The following is a 21,458-nucleotide window of genomic DNA, read 5'->3' as shown; positions in this document are numbered from 1 at the left end:
GTAGCAATTTGCCGCGGGTCTTTTCTCGTCCCTAACCACGCTTAAAAAAAGCAATCACAAACTCACGGAAATGAATGGCTGCCTGAGAGAGGTAGTGCTTGCGATTCCAAGCGATGCCGAAGGTGCGGTGACAGTAGGGTTCTGTTATTTTTAACTGAACGATGTCAGGATTAGAAGCTTTCCTCCCTAGGGATAGCGGGAGTGTGAACGTGATGCCGAGCCCCATTTCGACTAAAGTTTGTATAGCGCTGATTTCCTCAAGCTCAAACGCGATGCGAGGTTCAAACCCAGCCTGACGGCAGAAGCCATCCGTAATTTCTCGGAAGTTCGCTTGAGAGGATAGGGAGATGAAGGGTTCATCTGCAGCTTCTATTAAACGAATACTGTCTCTGGACGCAAATCGGTGCCCCTTCGGGACAGTCAAATACAGCTCTTCTTCGACGAGTGTAAGCCATTCAATATCCGGGCCTATTACCGGGGTAGAAGAGATACAGAAATCGATTTCGGCATTCTCGAGATCATTTTTCATCTCTAAGGCAGAAGCCAACTGACGCTGGACGACTCTTACTTGGGGATGAAGGGTCAGGAATTCCTTGAGCAGGGTTGGCAGCACATGCGGAAGCGATACAAAAAGGGAGACGACGCCATGGTCGAGTCCAGCCATATCTTTGATCTCCCGTTCGCCTTCTTTCAACTCTAAGAAAGCTTGCTCAACGCGGCGGAGATATGTCTTCCCGAAGGCGTTCAGTTTCACATGCCGTCCTTGACGCTCGAATAAAGGGAGACCTAACTTCTTCTCAAGCCGCTGGATGGAGTTGCTGAGTGAGGGCTGTGAGACATTGAGTTCTTTGGCAGCTTGGGTCATATGCTCAAGGCGTGCGACAGTCTGAAAATAATGAAGCTGTAGGAATTCCATGATGAATCCTCGCTTTGCTTACCACATCAGAAAGTATAAGTTTTCGGTTACCGAAAACTGTTTTCTGATTGGCGATAAAATTTACATCTATACGCGGTCGTCCATCTTCGAATGGCCTCGATAGAGGTTTTCTCATAACTTTGATGTGATCATTCTATCATATAATATGTATTATACTTTATTGACTTTCCCTCTTATACTAGTTCAACATACAGAAAACCTAAGTGGAGAATGGAGCACATATGTTGACTAGAGAGAGAATTTGGACAAAAAATTTCGTTGTTGTATGTATGAGCAGCTTTTTCATGTTTCTCACTTTTTATATTCTAGCTACCGCATTTCCTCTATATGTAAAGGATAGCTTACACGGTGATCAGCAGCAGATGGGATTGTCGATTACGATTTACGTCATCGGAGGCGTGTTGATTAGGCCTTTCTCAGGGCAATGGGTGGATCGATATGGTAAAAAGAAAATGGCCATCATCGGAATGGTCATTTTCTTATTGGCTTGCATCAGCTACTTCGGTGCGAAGGGGATGTTCATGTTTCTGGTGATTCGCCTCATTCACGGCATGAGCTATGCGATTGCTTCGACAGCGACGAGTACGATTGCATCGTCACTCGTGCCCAATTCACGTCAGGGCACGGGAATGGGCTATTTCAGCATGTTCATGAGTGTCGGTATGGTCATAGGCCCTGCGCTGGGTTTATTTTTATGGAAAGATAAGGACATCCATGTGTTGCTGTTGGCAATTTGCGTCATTGCCGCGCTCTCGCTCCTTTTCACGCTAGGTATGCGAGTGCCGAAGCAAAGCCAAGAAGCGTTGCAGCCAGTGGATCCTGAAGAGCGGGAGAAACGACGCTTGCAGTGGAGTGATTTTATTGAACCCAAGGCGCTGCCCATTTCGGTGGTGGGGTTTATTTTAGCTTTTGCCTATAGCTCGTTATCCGGCTTTATGTCCTCGTTTACGGTTGAAATTCATCAATCTCAAGTTGCAGGAACCTTCTTTGTGGTGTTTGCGCTGATGATCGTGGTGTTTCGGCCGCTGATTGGGAAAATATTCGACTCTTACAATGAGCATTATCTGTATTACCCTGGGATTATTTTGTTTGCAGTTGGCATGCTGCTGCTAAGTCAAGCGCACTCCGGAACAATGGTTTTGGTGGCGGGAGTCATTATGGGCGTTGGTTACGGGGCGCTCTTACCGTGTTTTCAAGCTTTAGCGATGAAGCTGGCCCCTGAACACCGCAGAGGGAGTGCAACGGGGACGTTTTTCTTACTGTTTGACCTCGGGTACGGCTTAGGGTCTTATGTCATGGGAATGATCGCTTCCGTGTCGGACTATCGCATGATGTATGTCGTCGCAGGGCTCGTTCCCTTGCTATCCGCTGCTTTGTACTATGTATTGCACCATCGCCCTCGAGCGAAGATATCACTCCATAAGCAGAATGCCAAGTTAGTCTAAATAGGAGATCCTCAGCAGATGGCTGAGGGTCTCTTTGCTTATAGCCGTAGAGAACGGGCATAATAACGTAAGTTTTTCCTCAAAATAACCATGTTCGAGAATTGTTTGCAGAGGAGAAGGTTTTTATGAAACGAAGGTTCTTATTAGTAACGCTGCTCGTAACGATGGTTCTTTCCTTCACTTTCATGCCGATGGGTGTACATGCTGCGGGGAAAGAACCTGGTTCTGCGTCTTGTATGACCCCATCGAAGGTGAAGCTTAAGCAAGACATGAGAAGACTCTGGGTTGATCATGTAGGCTGGACGAGGAGTTACATTATCAGTGCGATTGCAGGGCTAGAGGATCAGCAAGATGTTTTGGCTAGGCTGCTGAAGAATCAGCAAGATATCGGTGACGCGATCAAGCCGGTTTATGGCGATGCAGCGGGGAATAAGCTGGCCGAACTATTGAGGGAGCACATCCAATTAGCAGGAGGCGTAGTAGACGCGGTCAAAGCTGGCAATCAAGCCGATCTAGCGAAATTTAACAAAGAGTTGTACCGGAATGCGGATGATATCGCTAAGTTTCTAAGCGCCGCTAACCCGAACTGGTCGGAGAAAGAACAGCGTGACATGATGTATGCACATTTGCAGTTCATTACCGATCAAGTTACCGCGAGGCTGAAAAAGGATTGGAAAGCCGATATCCTTGCCTATGATAAGGGTGAGGATCATATGATGATGTATGCCGATATGTTGTCGGATGGGATTTTCAAGCAGTTCCCTGATAAGTTCAAATGAGTGCCAAAAAGTCTAAATAAGTTCGAAACCCAAGCTGATACTGGTTGCATCCGGTGTCAGCTTGTTTGTGCTTCGCCGTGCGCGGATTGGGGCCGTCATGCTATAATCGTGCCATATGAACGAGAGGAGAGGAAAGGTCGAAGGTTGTCGACTTTTCACGCCATATGGATATCAAAGAGCTCTTATCTTATTTAACCGAAGAGAATCTGATGCTGATTTTGGACAAGTACCGCTCATTCGGTCCGCTGCCGGGACTGCTGCTTCCCTTTATGAAATCCTTCATTCCACCACTCCCAACACTGGTGATCATTAGTGTGAACGCGACAGTTTATGGGCTGTGGCTCGGCTTTCTCTACTCGTGGATAGGAATTGTGTGCGGTTGCTTGGTGACGTTTGCGATTGTGAAAAAGGTGGCTGGCCACCCTTATCTCGTGCGTTGGTCGCAGAAACCGAAAGTCCAAAAAAGCCTCAACTGGGCGCGGCGCCAAGCGTTCAATTATGTCTTTATCCTTAGTTTATTTCCTCTAGGACCCTTTGTGGTCATTAATATGGCTGCTGGGCTGGTGCGGATGCGTTTTCGATCATTCCTCGTGGCGGTTGCAGCGGGGAAAGCGGTGATGGTCATGTCCGTTAGCTTTATTGGCTATGATTTGAAGAGGTTCGTAAACAATCCGTATGAGCTTATTTATGTGGCCTTATTCATTGGTATTTCACTGGTGATTAGCAAAAAAGTAGAGAAGCGGTTTATGTGATATTAACAAGTTGACCCCGCCTCGCAGCAATGGATATCGGTTCCCAACACGTGGGTGCCGCTGTCTTAGCTGTGGCGGGGTCATTTGTATCATGTAGGCAAAATTATTTAGAATCGCTCAACACGTGAAGTGTTAAATCGGGATAGTTGGCTGCAAGCTCAACTGCTTGTTGTTGGATCAGACTGAGGTCAAACGACCGGCCGAAAATGGCCCGATCCGGCAAAAAAGTAACACTCGTTCCGGTCTCCTTGGTCACACCCACTGTATGGACTTCGCTCTGAGGGATGCCATGCTTATAGTACTGCTGATAAACGAGCCCATCCCGCTTGATCGTAACAGAAAGCTTGAGGGACAGTGCGTTGACGACCGGCATGCTGATGCCTTTCTCGCTGTTAGGTGCGAAGAACAGGGCGCTTCCGCGAAGGTGGTTCATATCCGTCAGAACAGACTGAACACGAGGCAATTCTGCACCAGGCAAAGCCTGAACAGGAATGCCACGACCATTATCCGAGACTGTTATACTGCCATCTTCATGCAAAATGAGACTAAGCTCCGTACACGTGCCATGCTGGTGCTCTAAAAGGCTGTTCTCCACGACTGCCCAGAGCAGCAGGTGCGGGTTGTAGGCATCATCAGCACCGCCTAGGTAGGCGGGAGCATTCGTCCGTGCCTCCGTCATTGCGATGTAGTCTGTTGTATCCATCAGATCCGAAGCGGCTGCCAGCAGTAATAAAAGAGGGAGTACGCGATGTCCCGGGATCGCATACGTTCCGCCTCGCTCTTCTTGCACGAGCAAATCCGCGCCAACCAAGGCTTTCATATGATGATAGAGCTGACCCGTTGTTCCCATATTCAAGCGTTCCACAAGCTCAGGCCCCGTAAGCGGCTCTTGTAACACTAGTCGCAAAATATCCAAACGCTGCTTATGCGCAAGCGCCCCTAGCACTTTGGATGCTTTATCGCCATCAAGTTGAAGTAGTTGACTGACATCTTTGTCCTGCGGCTCCCAGCGGTAGCTTGCATTCTCTCCCCGATACTGCCCAGCATAAAATAAACGGCCTAGCTCTGCGGAAGCGGGGGTCTCTTGGGCGTGTGAGAAAATAGGGGAATGCTCCTGCGCATCCCGTTTCAATAATTGCTGAACCAGCTGCCCCAGTTGGTTCATTTGTATTTGCAAAGCATCTAGCTCGGTGCCATAATCCCGTGTTGTGGTCAAAAGGATCACCTCATATAAATTATTTAATTACGTAATTACATAATAACATAATAGGGTTGTCCAAGGGTAGGGGGAAGGGCACGGAATGAGGGGGTATTTTGAAAATAACTGGATTTTATGCAGCTAAATTTGCGGAGAATCCTACTGTTGGTAGAGTAGTTGGAAAAGGTACAGTTAATTTCGGGCATTGAGCCCGAAATTAGGGGAATTGGTGAAAATAACTGGAGCTTTTCCATTTAGTTCAGGGAAATGGCGATAAGCGCGGAAATTAACTGTAGAAAATCCATCTAATGGCTGTGTCTGCAAGTGGGACCTAGAAGGAAGGGAGAGGCCTACAACCCCGACCCCCGACTCGAAAAAAGACGAAGCAACGCTTAATGCAGCGTCAATTCGTCTTTCTGAGGCGTTTCCAATTCCTTGTACACGCGGATTTGGTCTTGATCGTCGATCGTTGCGAGAACGACATGCTCGAGTTGGGCATGTGCCGCTTGCATCTGCGTCTCCAACCAAGCGAGATCTTTTCCCTGCTGCGCGAGCAGCTTTTTATCATAGGCACCCTGTATGATCAGTGGCTTCACGAGGGAGAAAGGGTCGCTGGGGATTGCCATATCTTTGGCCGTCACCGTTTGATGCTGCGGCTCAAGGAATACGGAAACCATCCCGCCAGGCTCCCAGAGAGCGAGCGCAACCTTCTCAATATCCTCAACTTGTTGTTTACGGAGCTCAGAGAAGAGATGGTCGACTGAGATTTTGGCTTTGCGCAGGCCGCCCATGCGAAGCTTTCCGTGTTCAATAAGCGTCAGTGGTGACGGCTCAAAGAGATGCTTGAGGAAGTTCCATTTTAAGCTCAGCCAAGAAGTTAGGAGATAGAGCACCACGAGCGCAAGGGTCGTGATCATGGAGCCTTTTAAAGCTAAGTGCTCGTCAGAAAGTGGATGCGCCATAATATTGCCTAGAATGAGTGCTATAACGAAATCGAGAAAACGCAGCTGGGAGATGGAACGTTGGCCTAATGCTTTGGCGGTGATAAGCAGGAAAAAGTAGCCTACAATGGCACGTAAAATCCACTGCATGGTGGTTAGTGATTCTTGACTGCGAAAGAAGTCCAAGGGGCGTCACACTCCGAACATAAGGTAAATGCTCCCTATAACGTACCCTTATATTTGATGAGCTATCCGTCGTTTGCGGGGGAGTAAGCCCCAATGCCCATTACGCACCGCCGGTTAGTCCGACTTGCTCCTCGCTCCACGCCCAGAGCTGACGAGCTAACGCGTCGTCCTTCGCTCGGGCGGAAACAGGCGCAATCGCCCGCCTGTAGAAGTACTAGCCGCTGACCGCCTGCACGTCCGCGCTCGTGGCGAGGTACACCGCCGTATCCGCGCCTTGCGCCGGCGTCAAGAAAAACGGCCGCATCATCGCATGCACGGCCTTCCCAAACCCGGTGTCGCGATCGACACCGATGTCCGTGGCCACGGCTCCCGGATGGAGCGAATTGGCCGTGGCCGAAGTGCCTGCGAGCCGCTTCGAGAGCTCGCGGGTGAACAGGATATTCGCCAGCTTCGACTGGGCGTATCCGTTCCAGACCCGGAACCCTCGCTGCAGGTGAGGGTTCGCCCAATCGATGCGCCCGATTTTGTGGGCGCCGGAAGAGACATTGACGATCCGCCCCTGTGGAGAGCGGATCATAGCGTCCAGCAGAAGCTGGGTCAGCAGGAAGTGACCGAGATGGTTGACACCCATCATAGCCTCGAAGCCATCTGCAGTGGTTTGCCGCTTCACGGTGACGACGCCTGCGTTGTTCACGAGCACGTCGAGTACATCGTGCTTAGCCAGAAACGCCGCCGCGAAGGCGCGAATGCTCGCAAGCGACGCCAGGTCGCACAGCATCAGCTCGATGTGCGCAGAGCCGCTCTGGCGGCGGGCTTCGGCGAGCGCCTGCTCGCCTCTTTGTCGGCTGCGGCAGAGCATGATGACGTTGGCGCCAAGCTTGGCCAGTGCCACCGTTGTGGCAAGGCCCATACCGGAGTTAGCACCGGTGACGAGTACCGTTTTATTTTGCAACGAGGATCGCCTCCTTTTTATTCCAGTATAGCCCATGAGACGAATCTACGCATACAATACTGACCGAACGATGCCCCGTTGGGTTTTCCTTTTTGTGTTAAAATAGTTAGATAGAATTCCGATCAGTGGAAGTGAGGAGCGTGCACAAGTGGAAGCGAAAAAAGCAGCAGCAGAGTTAGCTATAAAGGACATCCAAGATGGGATGATTGTTGGTTTGGGGACGGGTTCAACGGCATATTGGGCGATTCAAGGTCTTGGAGTTAGGGTGCAAAATGGCCTGCACATTCAGGCAGTTGCCACCTCAGTAGCGTCCGAGGATTTGGCCAAGGAGCTGGGTATCCCGATGATTCCTTTTGCAGATATCTCAGAAATTGATGTCACGATCGATGGGGCCGACGAAGTCGATCCAGCTTGGCACTTAATCAAAGGCGGGGGAGGCGCACTGCTGCGGGAAAAGATCGTTGCTTTTTCAAGTAAGAAGCTGATCGTGGTCGTAGATGAAAGCAAAGTCGTTGAGCGGCTTGGCGTCTTTCCTCTTCCTGTTGAGGTTGTAAAGTTTGGCTATGAACTGACGATCCGCAAGCTCCAAGCGCTTGGCTGCGAGCCCAAAGTTAGAGTTGCTGACAATCAGCCATATGTGACGGACAACGGGAATTACATCATCGATTGTCACTTTGGCAGCATCCCTAACCCTGCTGAGCTTCATCAGGCAATCAACGGGATTCCCGGTGTTGTGGAGAATGGACTTTTTGTTGGGATGGCGAGCCAGGTGATCGTGGGGTATAAGGATGGTTCGGTGGAGAGGTTGTAGGAGAATAGCACGCCTAATAAGCAAAAAAGAGTTGTCCCACATGTCTATGATGACTTGAGGGGACAACTCTTTCTAAATTTGAACGAGATTTGGATGTCTCGATCGTCTAGATTTAAGAATTAACTGGAAAACCTCCAGCTAATTCCGACGTATTTCAACCAAATCGCAGTTTAACTGGAAAACCTCCCGTTATTTCGGCCATTAGGCGCCATTCTGGCTAGAATGCTTTAGATTAGCTGGAGGAAATCCAGTTATTAGCCAAATGACGATGATCTCAACGAAATTAACTACAGAAAATCCATCTATTCTACTTGTAACTCCGCCGATGGACGGAGGAGCTGTGAGAGTGGAGTAGTGCAGGTGCAGGCAAGTCAAGTGTATATAATGGTGTTCCGCCTGCGTCTGCGATTGCAGCTGCTTCCACTTCCACTTCCAAGCTGCCTAAGGGCATCACCTATACCAACGGCTGCATCCCCATACCAATCCAACTATCCCGTGTAGGTCCATAAATGTCCGGTACGATCAGTCCAGCTTGGCGCATCAGCACGATCATTTCACCGCGATGGTGAATTTCATGGGAGATGAGGATGCGCAAGGTGAGCCCATTAGGCCACTGATCACCGTACATGTCGCTAGTTTCGGTCAGCTTCGCGTCTGTCCATTGCGCGCGAATGGCTTCGATGGCTGCGGCAGCGGAGGAGCGGTAGGTGTCAGCGATGGTTTGAGCAGAAGCGGGAGCAAGCTCTTCTCCTTCAGGGGCGGCGAATGTCAGCCCTGTGCGAGACAGCATTTCGTGAACCGTTGTCGCGATATGCCAAGCAATTTGTCCGAGCGAACGAAGTTCAGGCGTGATTTTTTGGGCAAGTGAAGCATCCGTTAGGACATCCAGCACGCGCTGGGTGGCTTTTGCTTCTTGGGTGTATTCGGTTGCGAAATCTTCAATCATTTTGAACATGGGGGTTGTCCTCCTCAAAGTTTTTTCGCCAGAAAAAACTGGCATCGTAAGCATAAGCTTTGGTTTTTTCGCCAGAACAAACTGGCATCGTAAGCATGGCATTCCTGTATGGATACGTCGTCAGCAGGGGCAGAGTTTCATATAGGTTCTTGCTCTTGGTTGATATGCACACCTCATATCCTCAGTATAGACAAACTTCACTGACAACAGAGTGTCAGTGAGTCGAATAGAGGGCAACAATTTTTTCGGCCATCTCTTTGACAACGGCTGCGATATGCGCAGGTTCTAGAATGCGCAGGCTGGGACCATAGCCGAGCAGCATGCTGTGCAGCCAAGGCTCATCCGGCTGCATGGCTTTTACCATCAGTGTTCCGTCGGTCTGGATGGTGACATGCTCAGGGCGGAAGTAGTCTTCAATCTTCGCCCTGATATTCGGCTGTGCATGCAGCACGAGCGTAATGAGGGTGGAAGGGTCTCTTTTGCCCCGGCGATAATCAAGCTGCTCCAGCGTTTCTTGTTTGCGTTCGAAGGTTTGGGGCTGCATCTCGACGTTATGCATACGGGATAACCGGAATACTCGAAAATCCTCACGCAGCAAGCAGTATCCGTACAGATACCAGCCGAAGCCTTTGACGACGATGCCCATGGGCTCAACGGTTCGCACCGTCGATTCGCTTTGCGATGAAAGATAAGAAAAGGTGACGAGCCTTGTCTCCTTAATGGCAGTTCGCAGAACTGTAAGCTGCTCCGTATCTTGATGGCCATTCCGCCATGGATTCATGTCGAGGATGAGCTGGTTACCTAGTTGCGCTGCAGCGGGTTGCTCGGATTTGGCGACGAGTGCACCAACTTTATCCAGCAAATTGCTGATTTCTTGGTCGCCGACAGAAGCGCGAATCCCTTTGAGTCCGATGATGATGGATTGCAGTTCCTCCAAGGACAGAAACTGGCGGTCGAGCCGATATTGGTCCATAATTTCGTAACCACCGCTGAGTCCTGCATAAGAAACGACGGGAATTCCAGCTAGGTTAATGGCTTCCACATCCCGATAAATAGTGCGCAAAGACACCTCGAAACGTTCGGAAAGCTCTTTGGCGCTAATGCGTCGACGATTGAGCAGCAGCATGGTGATGGCGAGTAAACGATCTATTTTCAAAAAAACACCTCATTGCTTCTGGTCATATTCTTCTTAAAGGATTCGATTGTGCCGATGAAAATCCTTTGTAGCCCACGAAGGTAAAACGGAAAGCCTAGGGAATTAGTGTAGCATGAATAGTGGAAGGGTGGCTGTTGGTAATGACGCTTATATCAGACGAATTTATGGCAAATGTGGATATACAAACACTTCAGCTTGCGATGGAACGACGGGAAATCAGCTCGGTAGAGTTGGTTGCGTACTATACTGGGCGTATCGAAGCCTACAATGGCAAGATTAATGCGGTGCTGGAGTTAAATCCAGATGCGCTAGAGATTGCTGAAGCATTAGATCGAGAGCGTGAAGAAAGTGGATGTCGGGGTCCTCTGCATGGGATTCCTATTTTGCTCAAAGATAATATTCAAACGGAAGATCGCATGCACACCAGTGCAGGGTCGATCTGTTTAGCTGAGTTTGTGGCGGCAGAAGATGCTTATATAGTGGGCAAACTGCGTGAGACTGGTGCGGTGCTGCTCGGCAAAGTCAATATGACGGAATGGGCGAATTTCATGGCAGTTGCGATGCCCTCGGGTTACAGCTCACGAGGCGGACAAGTGGTGAACCCTTACGGGCCGGGTAGATTTGAGGTTGGCGGCTCCAGTTCGGGGTCAGGTGCGGCGGTTGCGGCGGGCTTTGCAGCGGGAGCGATTGGCACGGAGACGTCAGGATCTATCGTCAATCCAGCAGGTCATAACAGTCTTGTAGGCTTGAAGCCAACCGTAGGTTTGTTAAGCCGTTCAGGCATTATCCCGCTTTCTAGCAGTCAGGACACGCCGGGGCCGATGACGCGAACGGTGAGCGATGCGGCTGTGTTGCTTGGCGCGATGACAGGTGTGGATGCTTCGGATGCACATAGTCTAGCTAGTGAGGGACAAGGCCATCGGGATTATACCTCATATCTCGACCGCCGAGGGCTTCAGCAAGCCAGAATAGGGATTCCACGTTGGTATTATCAGCAGTTGGATGAGGAAGAACGGCAGATTGCGGAGCAGGCTATTCAGGTTTTGCGCGACGAGGGCGCGATCGTGATAGATGATGTGAATCTTCCTTGCCAAGATGCTGTCTGGAACTATGATGTGCTGCTCTACGAGTTCAAAAGAGATCTCAATGCCTATCTCGGAAAGCTAGATCCGTCCAAGACTCCCGTACACTCGTTGCAGGAGGTCATTGCGTTCAATGAAGCACATGCGGATAAGGCGTTGGCCTATGGGCAGGATACGCTGATTTGGTCGGAGGACGCCAAGGGAACGCTAACGGAAGAAACTTATTTGGCAAGTCTTCATACTTACAGAGAGCTTACCCGGCAACAAGGGATTGATCATGCTCTCCAAACGTATCAACTTGATGCGTTGTTCTTTCCAAAAGATGAAGGCGAGGATCTCGCTGCCAGGGCAGGCTATCCACTGCTAATTGTACCCGCTGGTTACACAAGTAAAGGACCTATGGGCGTCATGTTTGCTGCAGGAGCTTTCAGTGAGCCGACGTTGATTAAGCTTGCGTTTGGGTTCGAGCAGGCGACTCATTACCGCAAACCGCCTCTTTTGTAATTGTTTTCCGCATACCCCATGGAAAAATTTGAAATAATAAACCGAATTCAATTCCATGATGGGAAGTGCGAACAATGTCTCGGTTTAGAAAAAGCGTTACAATCCCGCTGCGCATAGCAGCCATCGGTATAATCTTAAGCGGCGCTTTAGGGTTAAGTGGATCGGCAGATGCCTTCACTCAAACGGTGCCTCCGCCCTCATCACAACTAACACCCCCGCAGAGCGGCCAGGGCCAGCTGATCCAAACGCGTGAGATTGATGTCACGGGCGATGGCAAATTCGAGATCGTCTCCCTCGTCGGTCTGAAATCGGACTTGAACAGTCCCTATTATGACAAGCTGTTTATCTCCGTCGTCGGACAGGGTCAGGCACAGGTCGTGATTCCGCTGGAGGGCGGGTATAACCCGAAGATGGACTTTTGTGATTTTATCCACGACAAGCTGCCTCAGATCTATGTGACTTCCGATACGGGCGGCAGTGGCGGTTTCACTTCGAATTACATCTATTCGCTCAAAAATAACGTGCCCACCGCGATCCCGATGCCGGAGCCGCTGCATGTTAATGCGACCTTTAAGAATAACTATAAGGTGAAGATGAAAATCGAGGAGACCGGTAAATCCTTCACCCTCGACATTGCAGATCGGAAGGATAGTTACGAGCAATTTGGTATTTACAACCAAGGGAAGATTGTGAAACCATTCATCGTGAATGTGGATGCTTACAGCTTGCTGAAGCCAATCGATGTGGATCGGGATGGATTCTGTGAGTTGAAGGGTGTTCAACGCATCACGGGTATCGCCAATGCGGATACGCTCGGCTATGTCACCTCGGTATGGAGATGGCACAAGGGCAAGTGGAAGCTGAAAGAGGCGGCCGTGGTGCAAACCTTGAATACCGGTATGATGCGCACACCGTATCCGGTAGACGAGGACTAGTCGACGAGACAAAAAGACCGCTTATACTCGGAGAGATCTCCAAGTACGAGCGGTCTTTATACGTTATGCAGGGGCGTTCGTTCGGCCTTATGCCCAGTTCCCATTGCGGAATAGCGGCTCACGGGATCCATCTGCCATTATACCGTCAATTGCCATATCCTTGGATCCAATCATGAAGTCCACATGGATTAAACTCTTGTTATAGCCGTTTTCAGCCAGTTCCTCGGGGCTCATTGCCGTTCCACCCTCAATGGTGAACGGGTAGGAATTACCGAGTGCGACGTGACAGGACGCATTTTCGTCAAACAGCGTATTGTAATAGATGAGGCCCGATTGCGAAATCGGCGAGTCGTAAGGCACGAGGGCAACCTCGCCTAGATAACGAGCGCCTTCATCCATATTGAGCATATTGTTGAGCACTTCTTGACCAACTTCTGCTGTCGCTTCGACGACGCGGCCATCCTTGAAGGTTAGGCTGAAGCCATCGATCAACGAGCCTTGGTAGCTCAGCGGCAGGGTGCTGCGAACCGTACCATTCGTTCCGTTGCGTGCTGGCATCGTGAACACTTCTTCTGTCGGGATGTTCGGCACGAAGAAAATGCCCTTCTCGGATTCACTGCCTGCGGCTACCCATAGATGCTTGGGTGCTAGCTCTATGTACAGGTCTGTACCTGGTCCTTGGAAATGCAGCTGCTTGAACTTCTTGTTGTTAAGCAGGTTCTGCTTCGCCGTCAAGGTGCCGATATGTTCTTTCCATGCCGTCACAGGATCGGCTAGATCAGCACGCGTCAGTTTGAAAATTTGCTCCCAAAGCTTCTGAACCCGCTCGGCCTCGTCTAAATTCGGGAATACCTTCGCTGACCATTCAGGTGTTGGGTAGGAAACCATAAGCCAGTTGACTTTGTTACTGCGTGTATAGTTCAGGTAGCCTGCTCGAGCCGTAGCTGCTGCTTTGCTGGACATCGCGACACGAGCTGGATCGATATCTTTGAGTAAATCCGAGTTAGGCGCGTAAATGGACAGGAACGCTGCGCCTTCCTTTGCCATCTCTTCCATCCCGGTAGCGCGCCATGCAGGGTAGGTCTGAAGAGTATCTTCAGGTGCGTGCTTCAGTCGAAGCGCCTTCACTACGTCGTCATCCCAGTCCACGACGACATCCTTAGCACCAACGTCATAGGCCTTCTGCGCCAGCTTGCGAACGAAATCTGCACACGATATTGGCGTTGAGATGACGACGGTTTGACCCTTTTGTACATTTAATCCGACGCGTATGGCAAGCTCCGCGTATTGATCTAAGTAATGCTCGAATGATTCCATCTCATTGGCTCCTTTATATTTGAGTACCATTTAGTGTATGATAGAAAATAAAACTTTAACCCGTGGGAGAAAGGCTGGGCACATATGGAAACGAAGAGTACAGTAGCAACTGCAGGTACACCCTCTAATTTCATTAAGAACATTGTAAACGAAGATTTGAAATCAGGCAAAGTTAGTCAGATCGTGACCCGTTTTCCCCCGGAGCCGAACGGTTACCTTCATATAGGACATGCGAAATCGATCTGTCTTAATTTTGAGTTAGCGGATGAATTCAAAGGAAGAACGAACCTGCGATTTGACGATACGAATCCCGTTAAGGAAGATACCGAATACGTGGAATCCATTAAGGCAGATGTCGCTTGGCTCGGCTTTGAGTGGGATGGCTTGTTCTTTGCATCGGATTATTTCGAGGAAATGTACCAACGTGCGCTTGTGTTGATTCGCAAAGGCTTGGCTTTCGTGGACGACCAAACAGCGGATGAAATCCGTGAAACGCGTGGAACACTGACACAACCGGGAACGAACAGCCCTCACCGTGACCGTACGGTAGAAGAGAATCTTGCTTTGTTTGAGCGCATGCGTGCTGGCGAGTTCAAGGATGGGGAGCGCGTGCTTCGCGCCAAAATCGATATGTCCTCACCGAATATCAACTTCCGTGATCCGATTATTTACCGCGTTGTACATGCGCATCACCATAATACGGGAGACGCTTGGTGCATCTATCCGATGTACGCTTACGCGCACCCGTTAGAGGATGCGATCGAGGGCGTTACGCACTCCATTTGTACACTGGAATTTGAAGATCAACGTCCATTCTACGACTGGGTCATTCGTGAGTGTGAGATGCCGAATGTGCCGAGACAATATGAATTTGCACGTTTGAACTTAACGAATACCGTGATGAGCAAAAGAAAGCTTAAACAGCTCGTCGACGAGAAAGCCGTTGACGGTTGGGACGATCCGCGGATGCCAACCATCTCTGGGCTTCGTCGCAGAGGCTACACAGCGGAATCCATCCGCAATTTCGCTCGCGAAATCGGCGTGGCCCGCAGCTATAGCGTTGTCGATGCGAAAATGCTGGATCACTTCATCCGTGAGGATTTGAAGCTGAAGGCGATGCGCACGATGGGCGTGCTGAATCCGCTCAAAGTCGTCATCACCAACTATCCAGAGGATCAAGTGGAGATGCTGGAAGCGGAGAACAACTCTGAGAATCCGGAAATGGGCAATCGCATGATTCCGTTCTCCCGCGAGATCTACATCGAGCAAGACGATTTCATGGAAAATCCGCCGGCTAAGTATTTCCGTCTTTTCCCTGGCAACGAAGTGCGCTTGAAAAACGCCTACTTCATCAAGTGCAACGACTTTATCAAGGATGCCGATGGCAACGTTGTTGAGTTGCACTGCACCTATGATGTTGAGACGAAAAGCGGCAGCGGCTTCACCGGCCGTAAAGTCAAAGGCACCATCCACTGGGTGGATGCGAAAAGCGCTGTACCAGCGGAATTCCGCTTGTATGAGCCTTTGATTTTGGACGATGAGGAAGGCGAAGAAGGAGCATCGTTCCTTGAGAACTTGAACCCGAACTCCTTGCAAATCGTGCAAGGCTTCGTCGAAGACAACATGAAGAGCGCGAACCCACATGACAAGTTCCAGTTCTTCCGCCACGGCTACTTTAACGTAGATCCGAAGTACACAACACCGGATCATCTGGTGTTCAACTTGATCGTATCGTTGAAAAGCTCGTTCGTGGTGTAACGAACAGCTATAAATAGTTGAACCCCCCTAGCGGATGCTTGGGGGGTTTTGGCTTATCTCATGCCCCGCAATACAGGGGACTATATTTTCAGCTCGTAAAACCTGCAAAAATGCAAAAGTGCAACCTTTGTAGGGCCTTTTGAGTGAAAAAGGTGGGAAAGATGCAAATATGCGAAATTGGTGTATTGATGGGGAAAAGGATGTATTTTTGCAGGCATATACTGCTACCTAGGGGATTGATTTGAAAAAGGATGCCTATTTGCAGTTTTCCTTCGATGCGAGTGTAGCATTTAAGGAAGTAAGCGACCACATCTATGTTTTCGTGCAGGAGATCTAAAGCCATTCTCGAATGCATACAAGGGAATATTTGTAAGCAATTAGAGGAGGCTTATATGAAGACGACGATATATATGGTTAGGCACGCGGAATCACCCTATACAGAAGGAAATGAAAGAACTAGAGGGCTTACCCCAAAAGGGAAATTGCATGCTGAAGAAATCACAAGGATACTAAAAGCTGAGGGAATCAACATGCTGATATCAAGCCCTTATGCGCGAGCAAATCTAACCTTAGAGGGGTTGGCTAAAGAACTAGAACAAGAGATAAAGATAATTGAAGATCTAAGGGAAAGACATTTTTCTAGAGAAGAGGATCCGATTCCGAAAGAAGTGTTTATGTCTGAGATGCAGCAGATGTTTGATGACTTTGATTATGCCTATCCAGGTGGAGAGTCTAATAGAGTCTGCCAGCAAAGAGCAGTGGTCGTATTGAGAAATATCTTAGAAGAAAATAAAGGTAAGAAAATAGCCATTGGCACGCATGGTAATGTGATGACATTAATGATGAATCATTTTGATGCAACATATGGATTCGATTTCTTGACGCAAACTATGAAACCTGATATTTATAAGATGGAATTTAATGACCTCGTATTAGAGGAAGTAACAAGACTATGGGAACACCGTGAATAGAAATGGCGTCACAATTGATGGCCTTACTAGATTTGAGCTACGACATTTAACTAGAAAAACAGAGCAATCCCCAGCCGATGGTAGCTGAAGGATTGCTCTGTTTTAACGTTTTCTTTACATTAACCAATAATCGCGTAGGCAGAGACACGGGCTGGAACTGTGCGTGTACGGAACAGGACGCCATTCCGGTCAAAAGTACGGATGACAAGCGTTCTATTTGTTGGTGTGAAGATGTTTCTGAAAATGGCTGTCCCAAAGCTGTCGAATCTAACTGTAGCTATAAGGGCTCCACCCAATGTGCGTGCTTGGCAAGTAAAGCCGGTTGTGTTGAAGGGAACGCCTGCGTTGTTAACCCAAAGGACTGTAAATCTAGTCAAGCTTTGAGTGGGTTTGAGCTTCGCTGCGATACGATGAACAGCTTTACCTTGGCCTCTATCTACGGAGCTAGGGAGTAGAAGTTTGTTAGTCATTGATTTCACCTCCTTATATTCTCTGATTCTAGTAGATGCAAGAAGGGGGTTGCCCGATAGGAAATTCCCCTACATGAGTAAAAAATGTGTGAAGGACGCTAAGAAATAAATAGTTTGTTCACAATTATCCTGTAAAATAAAGGGGATGAACCGTACATAAGGAGCGTGCGCACAAGTGACATTGGTCTTAGTCGTAGATGACGATTTGAATATATGTAAAATTACGAAGCTTTACCTGGAAAAAAACGGCTACGAAGTAGCGACCGCGAACGATGGCGAGCAGGCGCTCACGAGGTTCAAGGAATTGCAGCCAGATCTCATCGTGCTGGACATTATGCTGCCGAAGCGCGACGGTTGGTCGGTCTGTCAGGCTATTCGCGCGCAGAGCGATGTGCCGATTCTGATGCTAACGGCAAGGGGCCACGTGGATGAGCGCGTGGAGGGTTTGCGGATGGGAGCCGACGACTATCTAGTGAAGCCGTTTGACCCGAACGAGTTGGTCGCACGTGTATCGTCGATTCTTCGTCGAACGGTGCTTCGTACGCAAGTTATGCCAGCGGCACATATCTATGAGATCGGCAGCTTGCGCGTGGACAGCGTGGGCCATGAAGTGACTGTTGAAGGGCAAGTAGTGCCCCTACCGAAGAAAGAGTACGAGCTGCTCCTGTTTTTCGTACGGAATCCGAATCAAGTGTTCACGCGTGAGGATCTGATCGCCAAGATCTGGGGGTGGGATTTCGAGGGGGAAGATCGCGTCGTTGATTTATATATTAAACGGTTAAGACAGAAGCTTTCGGCACTCACGGAGCGGAAAGAGGACTGGAGCATCCGCACCGTGTGGGGAGTCGGGTACAAGTTTGAGGGGCCTGGTGCATGCTGAATTCCTTTTATAGCAAGCTATTATTTATCTATATTTCTATTACAGTGGTATCGATTTTGGCGATTTCCGGAACGATTGGCTATACGATGAAACAGAAGACGTATGAACGAAGTGAGAAGCTTCTTCTGGAGAAGGTGGAGCAAGTGGAGGAGCTGGCGAAGGATCTGTTCGATAATTCGACGGCACAGAAGGATTTCCGCAAGCAAATTAGTGCCATCGAGAAAACGTCAAATGTGCGTGTATCGGTCATCAAGCACCCGAAAGCGACCTTGGATAAAATCCAAGCTGTGGGCGAAGTTCCTGCTCGACTGGGCTGGGTGGAGAAGGTGCTCTCCGGTAACCCAGTGACGGTGAAGAGTACATTTACTCCGAATAGCAAGGTGAAAATGCTGATTGTCGGGCGTCCTGTCCTGCAAGACAGTCGTGTCGTTGGGGCTATTTTTCTGTATACGCCTATTGAAAACATTCAGGGAACGATTAATGAAATTAATCGCGCTATTTATGCCTCTGCCCTCGTTGTTGCCTTACTGGCGATTGCCGTTCTGTACTTTGTGTCACGGCATTTTGTGAAACCGATTCAGCAGATGAGTAAGACAGCGGAGGCGCTGGCTCTCGGAGATTTTGGCGGCAGGGTACCAGTGCGCGGCAAAGATGAAATCGCTTCGTTGTCGGGTTCGCTGAATCGAATGGCAGGTAAGCTGCAGAAGATCGAAGAAGGGCGCAAGCGATTCCTATCTGAAATTTCACATGAGTTACGTACGCCGCTGACGACGATTCGGGCTTCGCTGCAGGGTATCACGGATGGCATTGTGGAGCCAGAGGATGCGAAGGAATTCATCGACATCTCCCTCCAGGAGACACTTCGCCTGAGCCGTCTAGTGGATGATCTGCTGGAGCTGTCTTCTTTTGAGGAGAAGCAAGTGAAGTTGAATATGCAAGCCGTTGATCTCCCTGAGCTGATTGGGCTCGTCGTGACACAACTGAAGATGAAGGCGAAAGCCAAAGGGATCGAGCTCAGCGCTGATGCGGAGGCTCCCTACCTCGTTAAGGCTGACGCAGACCGGCTCAGACAAGTATTCATTAACCTACTGGATAATGCGATTAGCCACATTCCAGAGGGCTCGCGTGCGGGGATTCGGGTGAAGGCTGTCAGGCAGGAGCGTTGGGTTGAGGTGTGGGATCATGGGCAAGGCATCTCGCCGGAGAAGCTGCCGTATGTCTTTGATCGATTCTACAAAGCGGACGAAAGCCGTAATCGTTCTGGCGCGGGGCTGGGGCTGACGATATGTAAGCACATCGTTGAGGCTCACGGGGGCACCATGCGTGTGGAGTCACAGCCAGGGGCTGGGACGGTATTCAAAATCTTTTTGCCTATCGCAGAAAGGTCCGCTCATGACAAACTTATGACATAACTATGGGATATGATTAGATTCGTAAGGCAAAGAACCCACCCATAACAAATGAAGGAGTGACTCCATGTGTTGAAGAAATTAGCAGGAATAGCGTTGATCGGTGCGATTGTATGTTCCGTTCCAGCAGCAGCTTTCGCCGAAGGTGTACAAGGAGATGCAACAGCGTCTTCAACAACGAAATTTCATCCCATGAAGCAACTATTACAAGAAAAAGCGCAAGCTTTTGGTATATCGACGGATGGGAAAACGAACAAGGAAATTAAGGCAGAACTGAAAACGGCAGCCACGGCTAATCACACTGAGAAGTTGAATGCTGCAGCAGCTAAATTGGGAATCTCCACAAATGGCAAGTCAGCGGAGCAGCTCAAAACGGAAATCAAGGCTGCTGTTGGCGTGAAGCTGCAGGAGAAAGCGACAAAGCTTGGCGTGAGCGCGGATGGGCTGGCGAACAAGGAGTTGAAAGCAGCTCTGAAAGCCGCAGCCTTGACCAAGCTGCAAGCGAAAGCAACCGAAGCGGGCATCGCGACAGAAGGGAAATCTGGCAAGGAAATCCACGCGGCGTTGAAGGCTGGGAAAGAAGCCAAAAAAGCAGCGAAACAGGCTAAGCAATCCGCGGCTGTGAATAAGAAAGCAGCTAAATTGGGCATCTCCACAGACGGTAAAACAACGGAGCAAGTGTACGCAGAAATTTCGAGTTCCATGCAAGCCAAATGGGCAAAGAAAGCTGCGAAATAAATAAGATCAAGCGTATAAAGCTTGTACATGAAGAAAACCCTGGTGCCGTTCTGGTGCTGGGGTTTTTCCTTCTCCAAGGCATTTTGTGATTCCCTCATATATAAGCGTTGTGGATGATATGCTAAAATGGAGGTATTGGTAAATGTTAGGTGGATGCCTGTGAGGAGGTCACCATGCTTTTTTTCTCGAAATTCCTATTACGTCTGATCCGGTGGAATAATCTCTTTGTTTTTGGTATAGCTGTTGTGTTCATTGTAGGCAGCTCCTTGTTAGCGTATGAACTTGAGCCCAGCACTTTCGAGACTCGGTTTAACGGCTTGTGGTGGGTCATGACAACAGTTACAACTGTGGGCTATGGTGATTTTTATCCACATACAGTTGCAGGCAAATGCTTAGGAATCGTCGTCTACATCTTCGGTATTGGGCTTATTTCCATAACGATTAGTAAAGTCGTGGATGCCTTATTTGTGTATCAGCGCATGAAGGAGGAAGGGAAATTGAAGTTTGCAGGGGCGAACCATTTTGTCATTATTGATTGGAGTCAGCATGCAGAGAATGCGATCAAGGAAATTCTGAACTCAGACCCCCTTGTGGAGATTGTACTTATAGATACACTGGAAAAATCACCAATTCAGCATGATCGCGTGCATTATGTGCTGGGCAACCCGCAGCTCGTGGCGACACTCGACATGGCGAATACGTCCAAGGCGAGAGCGGTCTTCATCTTTGCTGATGAGGTGACGCAGTTCCAGAACACGATTCGAGATCCCGCCTTCGTCGATGGCAAAACGTTGCTAGTCGCCACTACCGTCGAGCGCAACTATAACCATGTGTACACGATTGTCGAGATTCGCGATAAAAACAACTTACCCAACTTCCAGCACATTCGCATTGATGAGTTCATATTCGGCAGTGAGACCATTTCACAGCTCGCAGTGCGCTCAGCATTCAATCCGGGCAGCTCGAAGATTCTAACGCAGCTGCTAACCCGCACGCCGCAAGGGGAAGATCTCTATGAGATTCCCGCACAGGCGAAGTGGGTGACGTTCCATGATGCTTTTCAGGATTTGCTGCAAAAGGGTGCGACACTGATCTCAGATGGCGAGCATCTGAATATAAATAAAAGGCTCCATGAAGAGATTCCGCAGGGGGCAAGGCTTTTCGTGATTTGTGATAAGGAAACGTATGGACGGTTAGCGACGAAATAGAAGAATAGCCAAGAGGTAGATAAACCTCTTGGCTATTTTTTGTCGTGTTTGTTGAGGGGGGACCGTCGGTGGTA

20 protein-coding genes and 1 pseudogene are annotated in these 21,458 nt (G+C 49.3%); 12 read left to right on the top strand and 9 right to left on the bottom strand.

What is annotated here, in order from left to right; all coding sequences use genetic code 11:
• Positions 1-31: 31 nt before the first annotated feature.
• The gene (locus AC58QG_RS24990) at positions 32-916 is read right to left on the bottom strand and encodes a LysR family transcriptional regulator (protein ID WP_497364817.1); all 885 of its coding nucleotides are present in this window, start codon (positions 914-916) and stop codon (positions 32-34) included.
• A gap of 242 nt (positions 917-1,158) precedes the next feature.
• Here AC58QG_RS24990 and AC58QG_RS24985 point away from each other — a divergent pair, with 242 nt between their 5' ends.
• The 3 genes from AC58QG_RS24985 to AC58QG_RS24975 all read left to right on the top strand — a co-directional run bounded on the left by AC58QG_RS24985 (position 1,159) and on the right by AC58QG_RS24975 (position 3,913).
• On the top strand, positions 1,159-2,382 hold the full coding sequence (locus AC58QG_RS24985) for an MFS transporter (protein WP_497364816.1): 1,224 nt from the start codon (positions 1,159-1,161) through the stop codon (positions 2,380-2,382).
• 125 nt (positions 2,383-2,507) lie between these two features.
• On the top strand, positions 2,508-3,161 hold the full coding sequence (locus tag AC58QG_RS24980; RefSeq protein WP_497364815.1) for a glycosyltransferase: 654 nt from the start codon (positions 2,508-2,510) through the stop codon (positions 3,159-3,161).
• A gap of 164 nt (positions 3,162-3,325) precedes the next feature.
• Positions 3,326-3,913, top strand: coding sequence for a TVP38/TMEM64 family protein (locus AC58QG_RS24975; RefSeq protein WP_497364814.1), 588 nt, complete (start codon positions 3,326-3,328; stop codon positions 3,911-3,913).
• A gap of 103 nt (positions 3,914-4,016) precedes the next feature.
• Here AC58QG_RS24975 and AC58QG_RS24970 read toward each other — a convergent pair whose 3' ends face one another.
• From AC58QG_RS24970 to AC58QG_RS24960, 3 genes and pseudogenes are all read right to left on the bottom strand, one after another.
• Entirely contained in the window at positions 4,017-5,129 is a 1,113-nt protein-coding gene (locus tag AC58QG_RS24970; protein WP_497364813.1) for an ATP-binding protein, read from the bottom strand.
• A gap of 374 nt (positions 5,130-5,503) precedes the next feature.
• The gene (locus tag AC58QG_RS24965; protein WP_497364812.1) at positions 5,504-6,238 is read right to left on the bottom strand and encodes a DUF421 domain-containing protein; all 735 of its coding nucleotides are present in this window, start codon (positions 6,236-6,238) and stop codon (positions 5,504-5,506) included.
• A 100-nt stretch (positions 6,239-6,338) separates the two neighbouring features.
• A pseudogene (locus AC58QG_RS24960) lies at positions 6,339-7,226 on the bottom strand (SDR family oxidoreductase).
• Between the two features lie 112 nt (positions 7,227-7,338).
• Between AC58QG_RS24960 and rpiA the strand changes: the two are divergent.
• Entirely contained in the window at positions 7,339-8,001 is a 663-nt protein-coding gene (rpiA, locus tag AC58QG_RS24955) for a ribose-5-phosphate isomerase RpiA (RefSeq protein WP_497364811.1), read from the top strand.
• 307 nt (positions 8,002-8,308) lie between these two features.
• Here rpiA and AC58QG_RS24950 read toward each other — a convergent pair whose 3' ends face one another.
• From AC58QG_RS24950 to AC58QG_RS24940, 3 genes are all read right to left on the bottom strand, one after another.
• The gene (locus tag AC58QG_RS24950) at positions 8,309-8,437 is read right to left on the bottom strand and encodes a hypothetical protein (RefSeq protein WP_497364810.1); all 129 of its coding nucleotides are present in this window, start codon (positions 8,435-8,437) and stop codon (positions 8,309-8,311) included.
• 18 nt (positions 8,438-8,455) lie between these two features.
• The gene (locus AC58QG_RS24945; RefSeq protein ID WP_497364809.1) at positions 8,456-8,956 is read right to left on the bottom strand and encodes a DinB family protein; all 501 of its coding nucleotides are present in this window, start codon (positions 8,954-8,956) and stop codon (positions 8,456-8,458) included.
• Between the two features lie 214 nt (positions 8,957-9,170).
• Positions 9,171-10,112 carry a helix-turn-helix transcriptional regulator gene (locus AC58QG_RS24940; protein WP_497364808.1) on the bottom strand — a complete coding sequence of 314 codons (942 nt, stop codon included), beginning with the start codon at positions 10,110-10,112 and terminating at the stop codon, positions 9,171-9,173.
• Positions 10,113-10,252: 140 nt separating this feature from the next.
• Here AC58QG_RS24940 and AC58QG_RS24935 point away from each other — a divergent pair, with 140 nt between their 5' ends.
• Together AC58QG_RS24935 and AC58QG_RS24930 are read left to right on the top strand one after the other, a co-directional pair.
• Complete coding sequence (locus AC58QG_RS24935; protein ID WP_497364807.1) at positions 10,253-11,698, top strand: amidase family protein; 1,446 nt, start codon at positions 10,253-10,255, stop codon at positions 11,696-11,698.
• Between the two features lie 74 nt (positions 11,699-11,772).
• Positions 11,773-12,633, top strand: coding sequence for a YybI family spore inner coat protein (locus AC58QG_RS24930; RefSeq protein WP_497364806.1), 861 nt, complete (start codon positions 11,773-11,775; stop codon positions 12,631-12,633).
• Positions 12,634-12,720: 87 nt separating this feature from the next.
• Here the strand turns inward: AC58QG_RS24930 and AC58QG_RS24925 are convergent, their stop codons facing one another.
• The gene (locus AC58QG_RS24925; protein WP_497364805.1) at positions 12,721-13,950 is read right to left on the bottom strand and encodes an aminopeptidase; all 1,230 of its coding nucleotides are present in this window, start codon (positions 13,948-13,950) and stop codon (positions 12,721-12,723) included.
• Positions 13,951-14,034: 84 nt separating this feature from the next.
• On the opposite strand from AC58QG_RS24925, the gene AC58QG_RS24920 reads away from it, so the two are divergent.
• The gene (locus tag AC58QG_RS24920) at positions 14,035-15,708 is read left to right on the top strand and encodes a glutamine--tRNA ligase/YqeY domain fusion protein (RefSeq protein ID WP_497364804.1); all 1,674 of its coding nucleotides are present in this window, start codon (positions 14,035-14,037) and stop codon (positions 15,706-15,708) included.
• A 392-nt stretch (positions 15,709-16,100) separates the two neighbouring features.
• Positions 16,101-16,679, top strand: coding sequence for a histidine phosphatase family protein (locus tag AC58QG_RS24915; protein ID WP_497364803.1), 579 nt, complete (start codon positions 16,101-16,103; stop codon positions 16,677-16,679).
• A gap of 119 nt (positions 16,680-16,798) precedes the next feature.
• On the opposite strand, the gene AC58QG_RS24910 is transcribed toward AC58QG_RS24915, so the two are convergent.
• A complete protein-coding gene (locus tag AC58QG_RS24910; RefSeq protein WP_497364802.1) occupies positions 16,799-17,149 on the bottom strand; it encodes a hypothetical protein in 351 nt (116 codons plus the stop codon).
• Between the two features lie 175 nt (positions 17,150-17,324).
• Here AC58QG_RS24910 and AC58QG_RS24905 point away from each other — a divergent pair, with 175 nt between their 5' ends.
• From AC58QG_RS24905 to AC58QG_RS24890, 4 genes are all read left to right on the top strand, one after another.
• Positions 17,325-18,029 carry a response regulator transcription factor gene (locus AC58QG_RS24905; RefSeq protein ID WP_497364801.1) on the top strand — a complete coding sequence of 235 codons (705 nt, stop codon included), beginning with the start codon at positions 17,325-17,327 and terminating at the stop codon, positions 18,027-18,029.
• Entirely contained in the window at positions 18,023-19,441 is a 1,419-nt protein-coding gene (locus AC58QG_RS24900) for a sensor histidine kinase (protein WP_497364800.1), read from the top strand. Before AC58QG_RS24905 ends, AC58QG_RS24900 begins: the two co-directional genes overlap by 7 nt.
• Before the next feature lie 66 nt (positions 19,442-19,507).
• Positions 19,508-20,176, top strand: coding sequence for a hypothetical protein (locus AC58QG_RS24895; RefSeq protein WP_497364799.1), 669 nt, complete (start codon positions 19,508-19,510; stop codon positions 20,174-20,176).
• A 173-nt stretch (positions 20,177-20,349) separates the two neighbouring features.
• The gene (locus AC58QG_RS24890) at positions 20,350-21,384 is read left to right on the top strand and encodes a potassium channel family protein (RefSeq protein WP_497364798.1); all 1,035 of its coding nucleotides are present in this window, start codon (positions 20,350-20,352) and stop codon (positions 21,382-21,384) included.
• The last annotated feature ends 74 nt before the right edge of the window (positions 21,385-21,458 follow it).

The sequence above is a fragment of the Paenibacillus sp. J22P169 genome, from assembly GCF_059691995.1.
This window is presented reverse-complemented; position numbering and strand designations above follow the sequence as displayed.

Excerpts from the sequence above, each read along its gene's own strand:
- AC58QG_RS24990 (WP_497364817.1), bottom strand. The coding sequence starts at position 916 with ATGGAATTCCTACAGCTTCATTATTTTCAGACTGTCGCACGCCTTGAG.
- AC58QG_RS24985 (WP_497364816.1), top strand. The coding sequence starts at position 1,159 with ATGTTGACTAGAGAGAGAATTTGGACAAAAAATTTCGTTGTTGTATGT.
- AC58QG_RS24980 (WP_497364815.1), top strand. The coding sequence starts at position 2,508 with ATGAAACGAAGGTTCTTATTAGTAACGCTGCTCGTAACGATGGTTCTT.
- AC58QG_RS24975 (WP_497364814.1), top strand. The coding sequence starts at position 3,326 with ATGGATATCAAAGAGCTCTTATCTTATTTAACCGAAGAGAATCTGATG.
- AC58QG_RS24945 (WP_497364809.1), bottom strand. The coding sequence starts at position 8,956 with ATGTTCAAAATGATTGAAGATTTCGCAACCGAATACACCCAAGAAGCA.
- AC58QG_RS24935 (WP_497364807.1), top strand. The coding sequence starts at position 10,253 with ATGACGCTTATATCAGACGAATTTATGGCAAATGTGGATATACAAACA.
- AC58QG_RS24930 (WP_497364806.1), top strand. The coding sequence starts at position 11,773 with ATGTCTCGGTTTAGAAAAAGCGTTACAATCCCGCTGCGCATAGCAGCC.
- AC58QG_RS24925 (WP_497364805.1), bottom strand. The coding sequence starts at position 13,950 with ATGGAATCATTCGAGCATTACTTAGATCAATACGCGGAGCTTGCCATA.
- AC58QG_RS24920 (WP_497364804.1), top strand. The coding sequence starts at position 14,035 with ATGGAAACGAAGAGTACAGTAGCAACTGCAGGTACACCCTCTAATTTC.
- AC58QG_RS24915 (WP_497364803.1), top strand. The coding sequence starts at position 16,101 with ATGAAGACGACGATATATATGGTTAGGCACGCGGAATCACCCTATACA.
- AC58QG_RS24910 (WP_497364802.1), bottom strand. The coding sequence starts at position 17,149 with ATGACTAACAAACTTCTACTCCCTAGCTCCGTAGATAGAGGCCAAGGT.
- AC58QG_RS24900 (WP_497364800.1), top strand. The coding sequence starts at position 18,023 with ATGCTGAATTCCTTTTATAGCAAGCTATTATTTATCTATATTTCTATT.
- AC58QG_RS24890 (WP_497364798.1), top strand. The coding sequence starts at position 20,350 with ATGCTTTTTTTCTCGAAATTCCTATTACGTCTGATCCGGTGGAATAAT.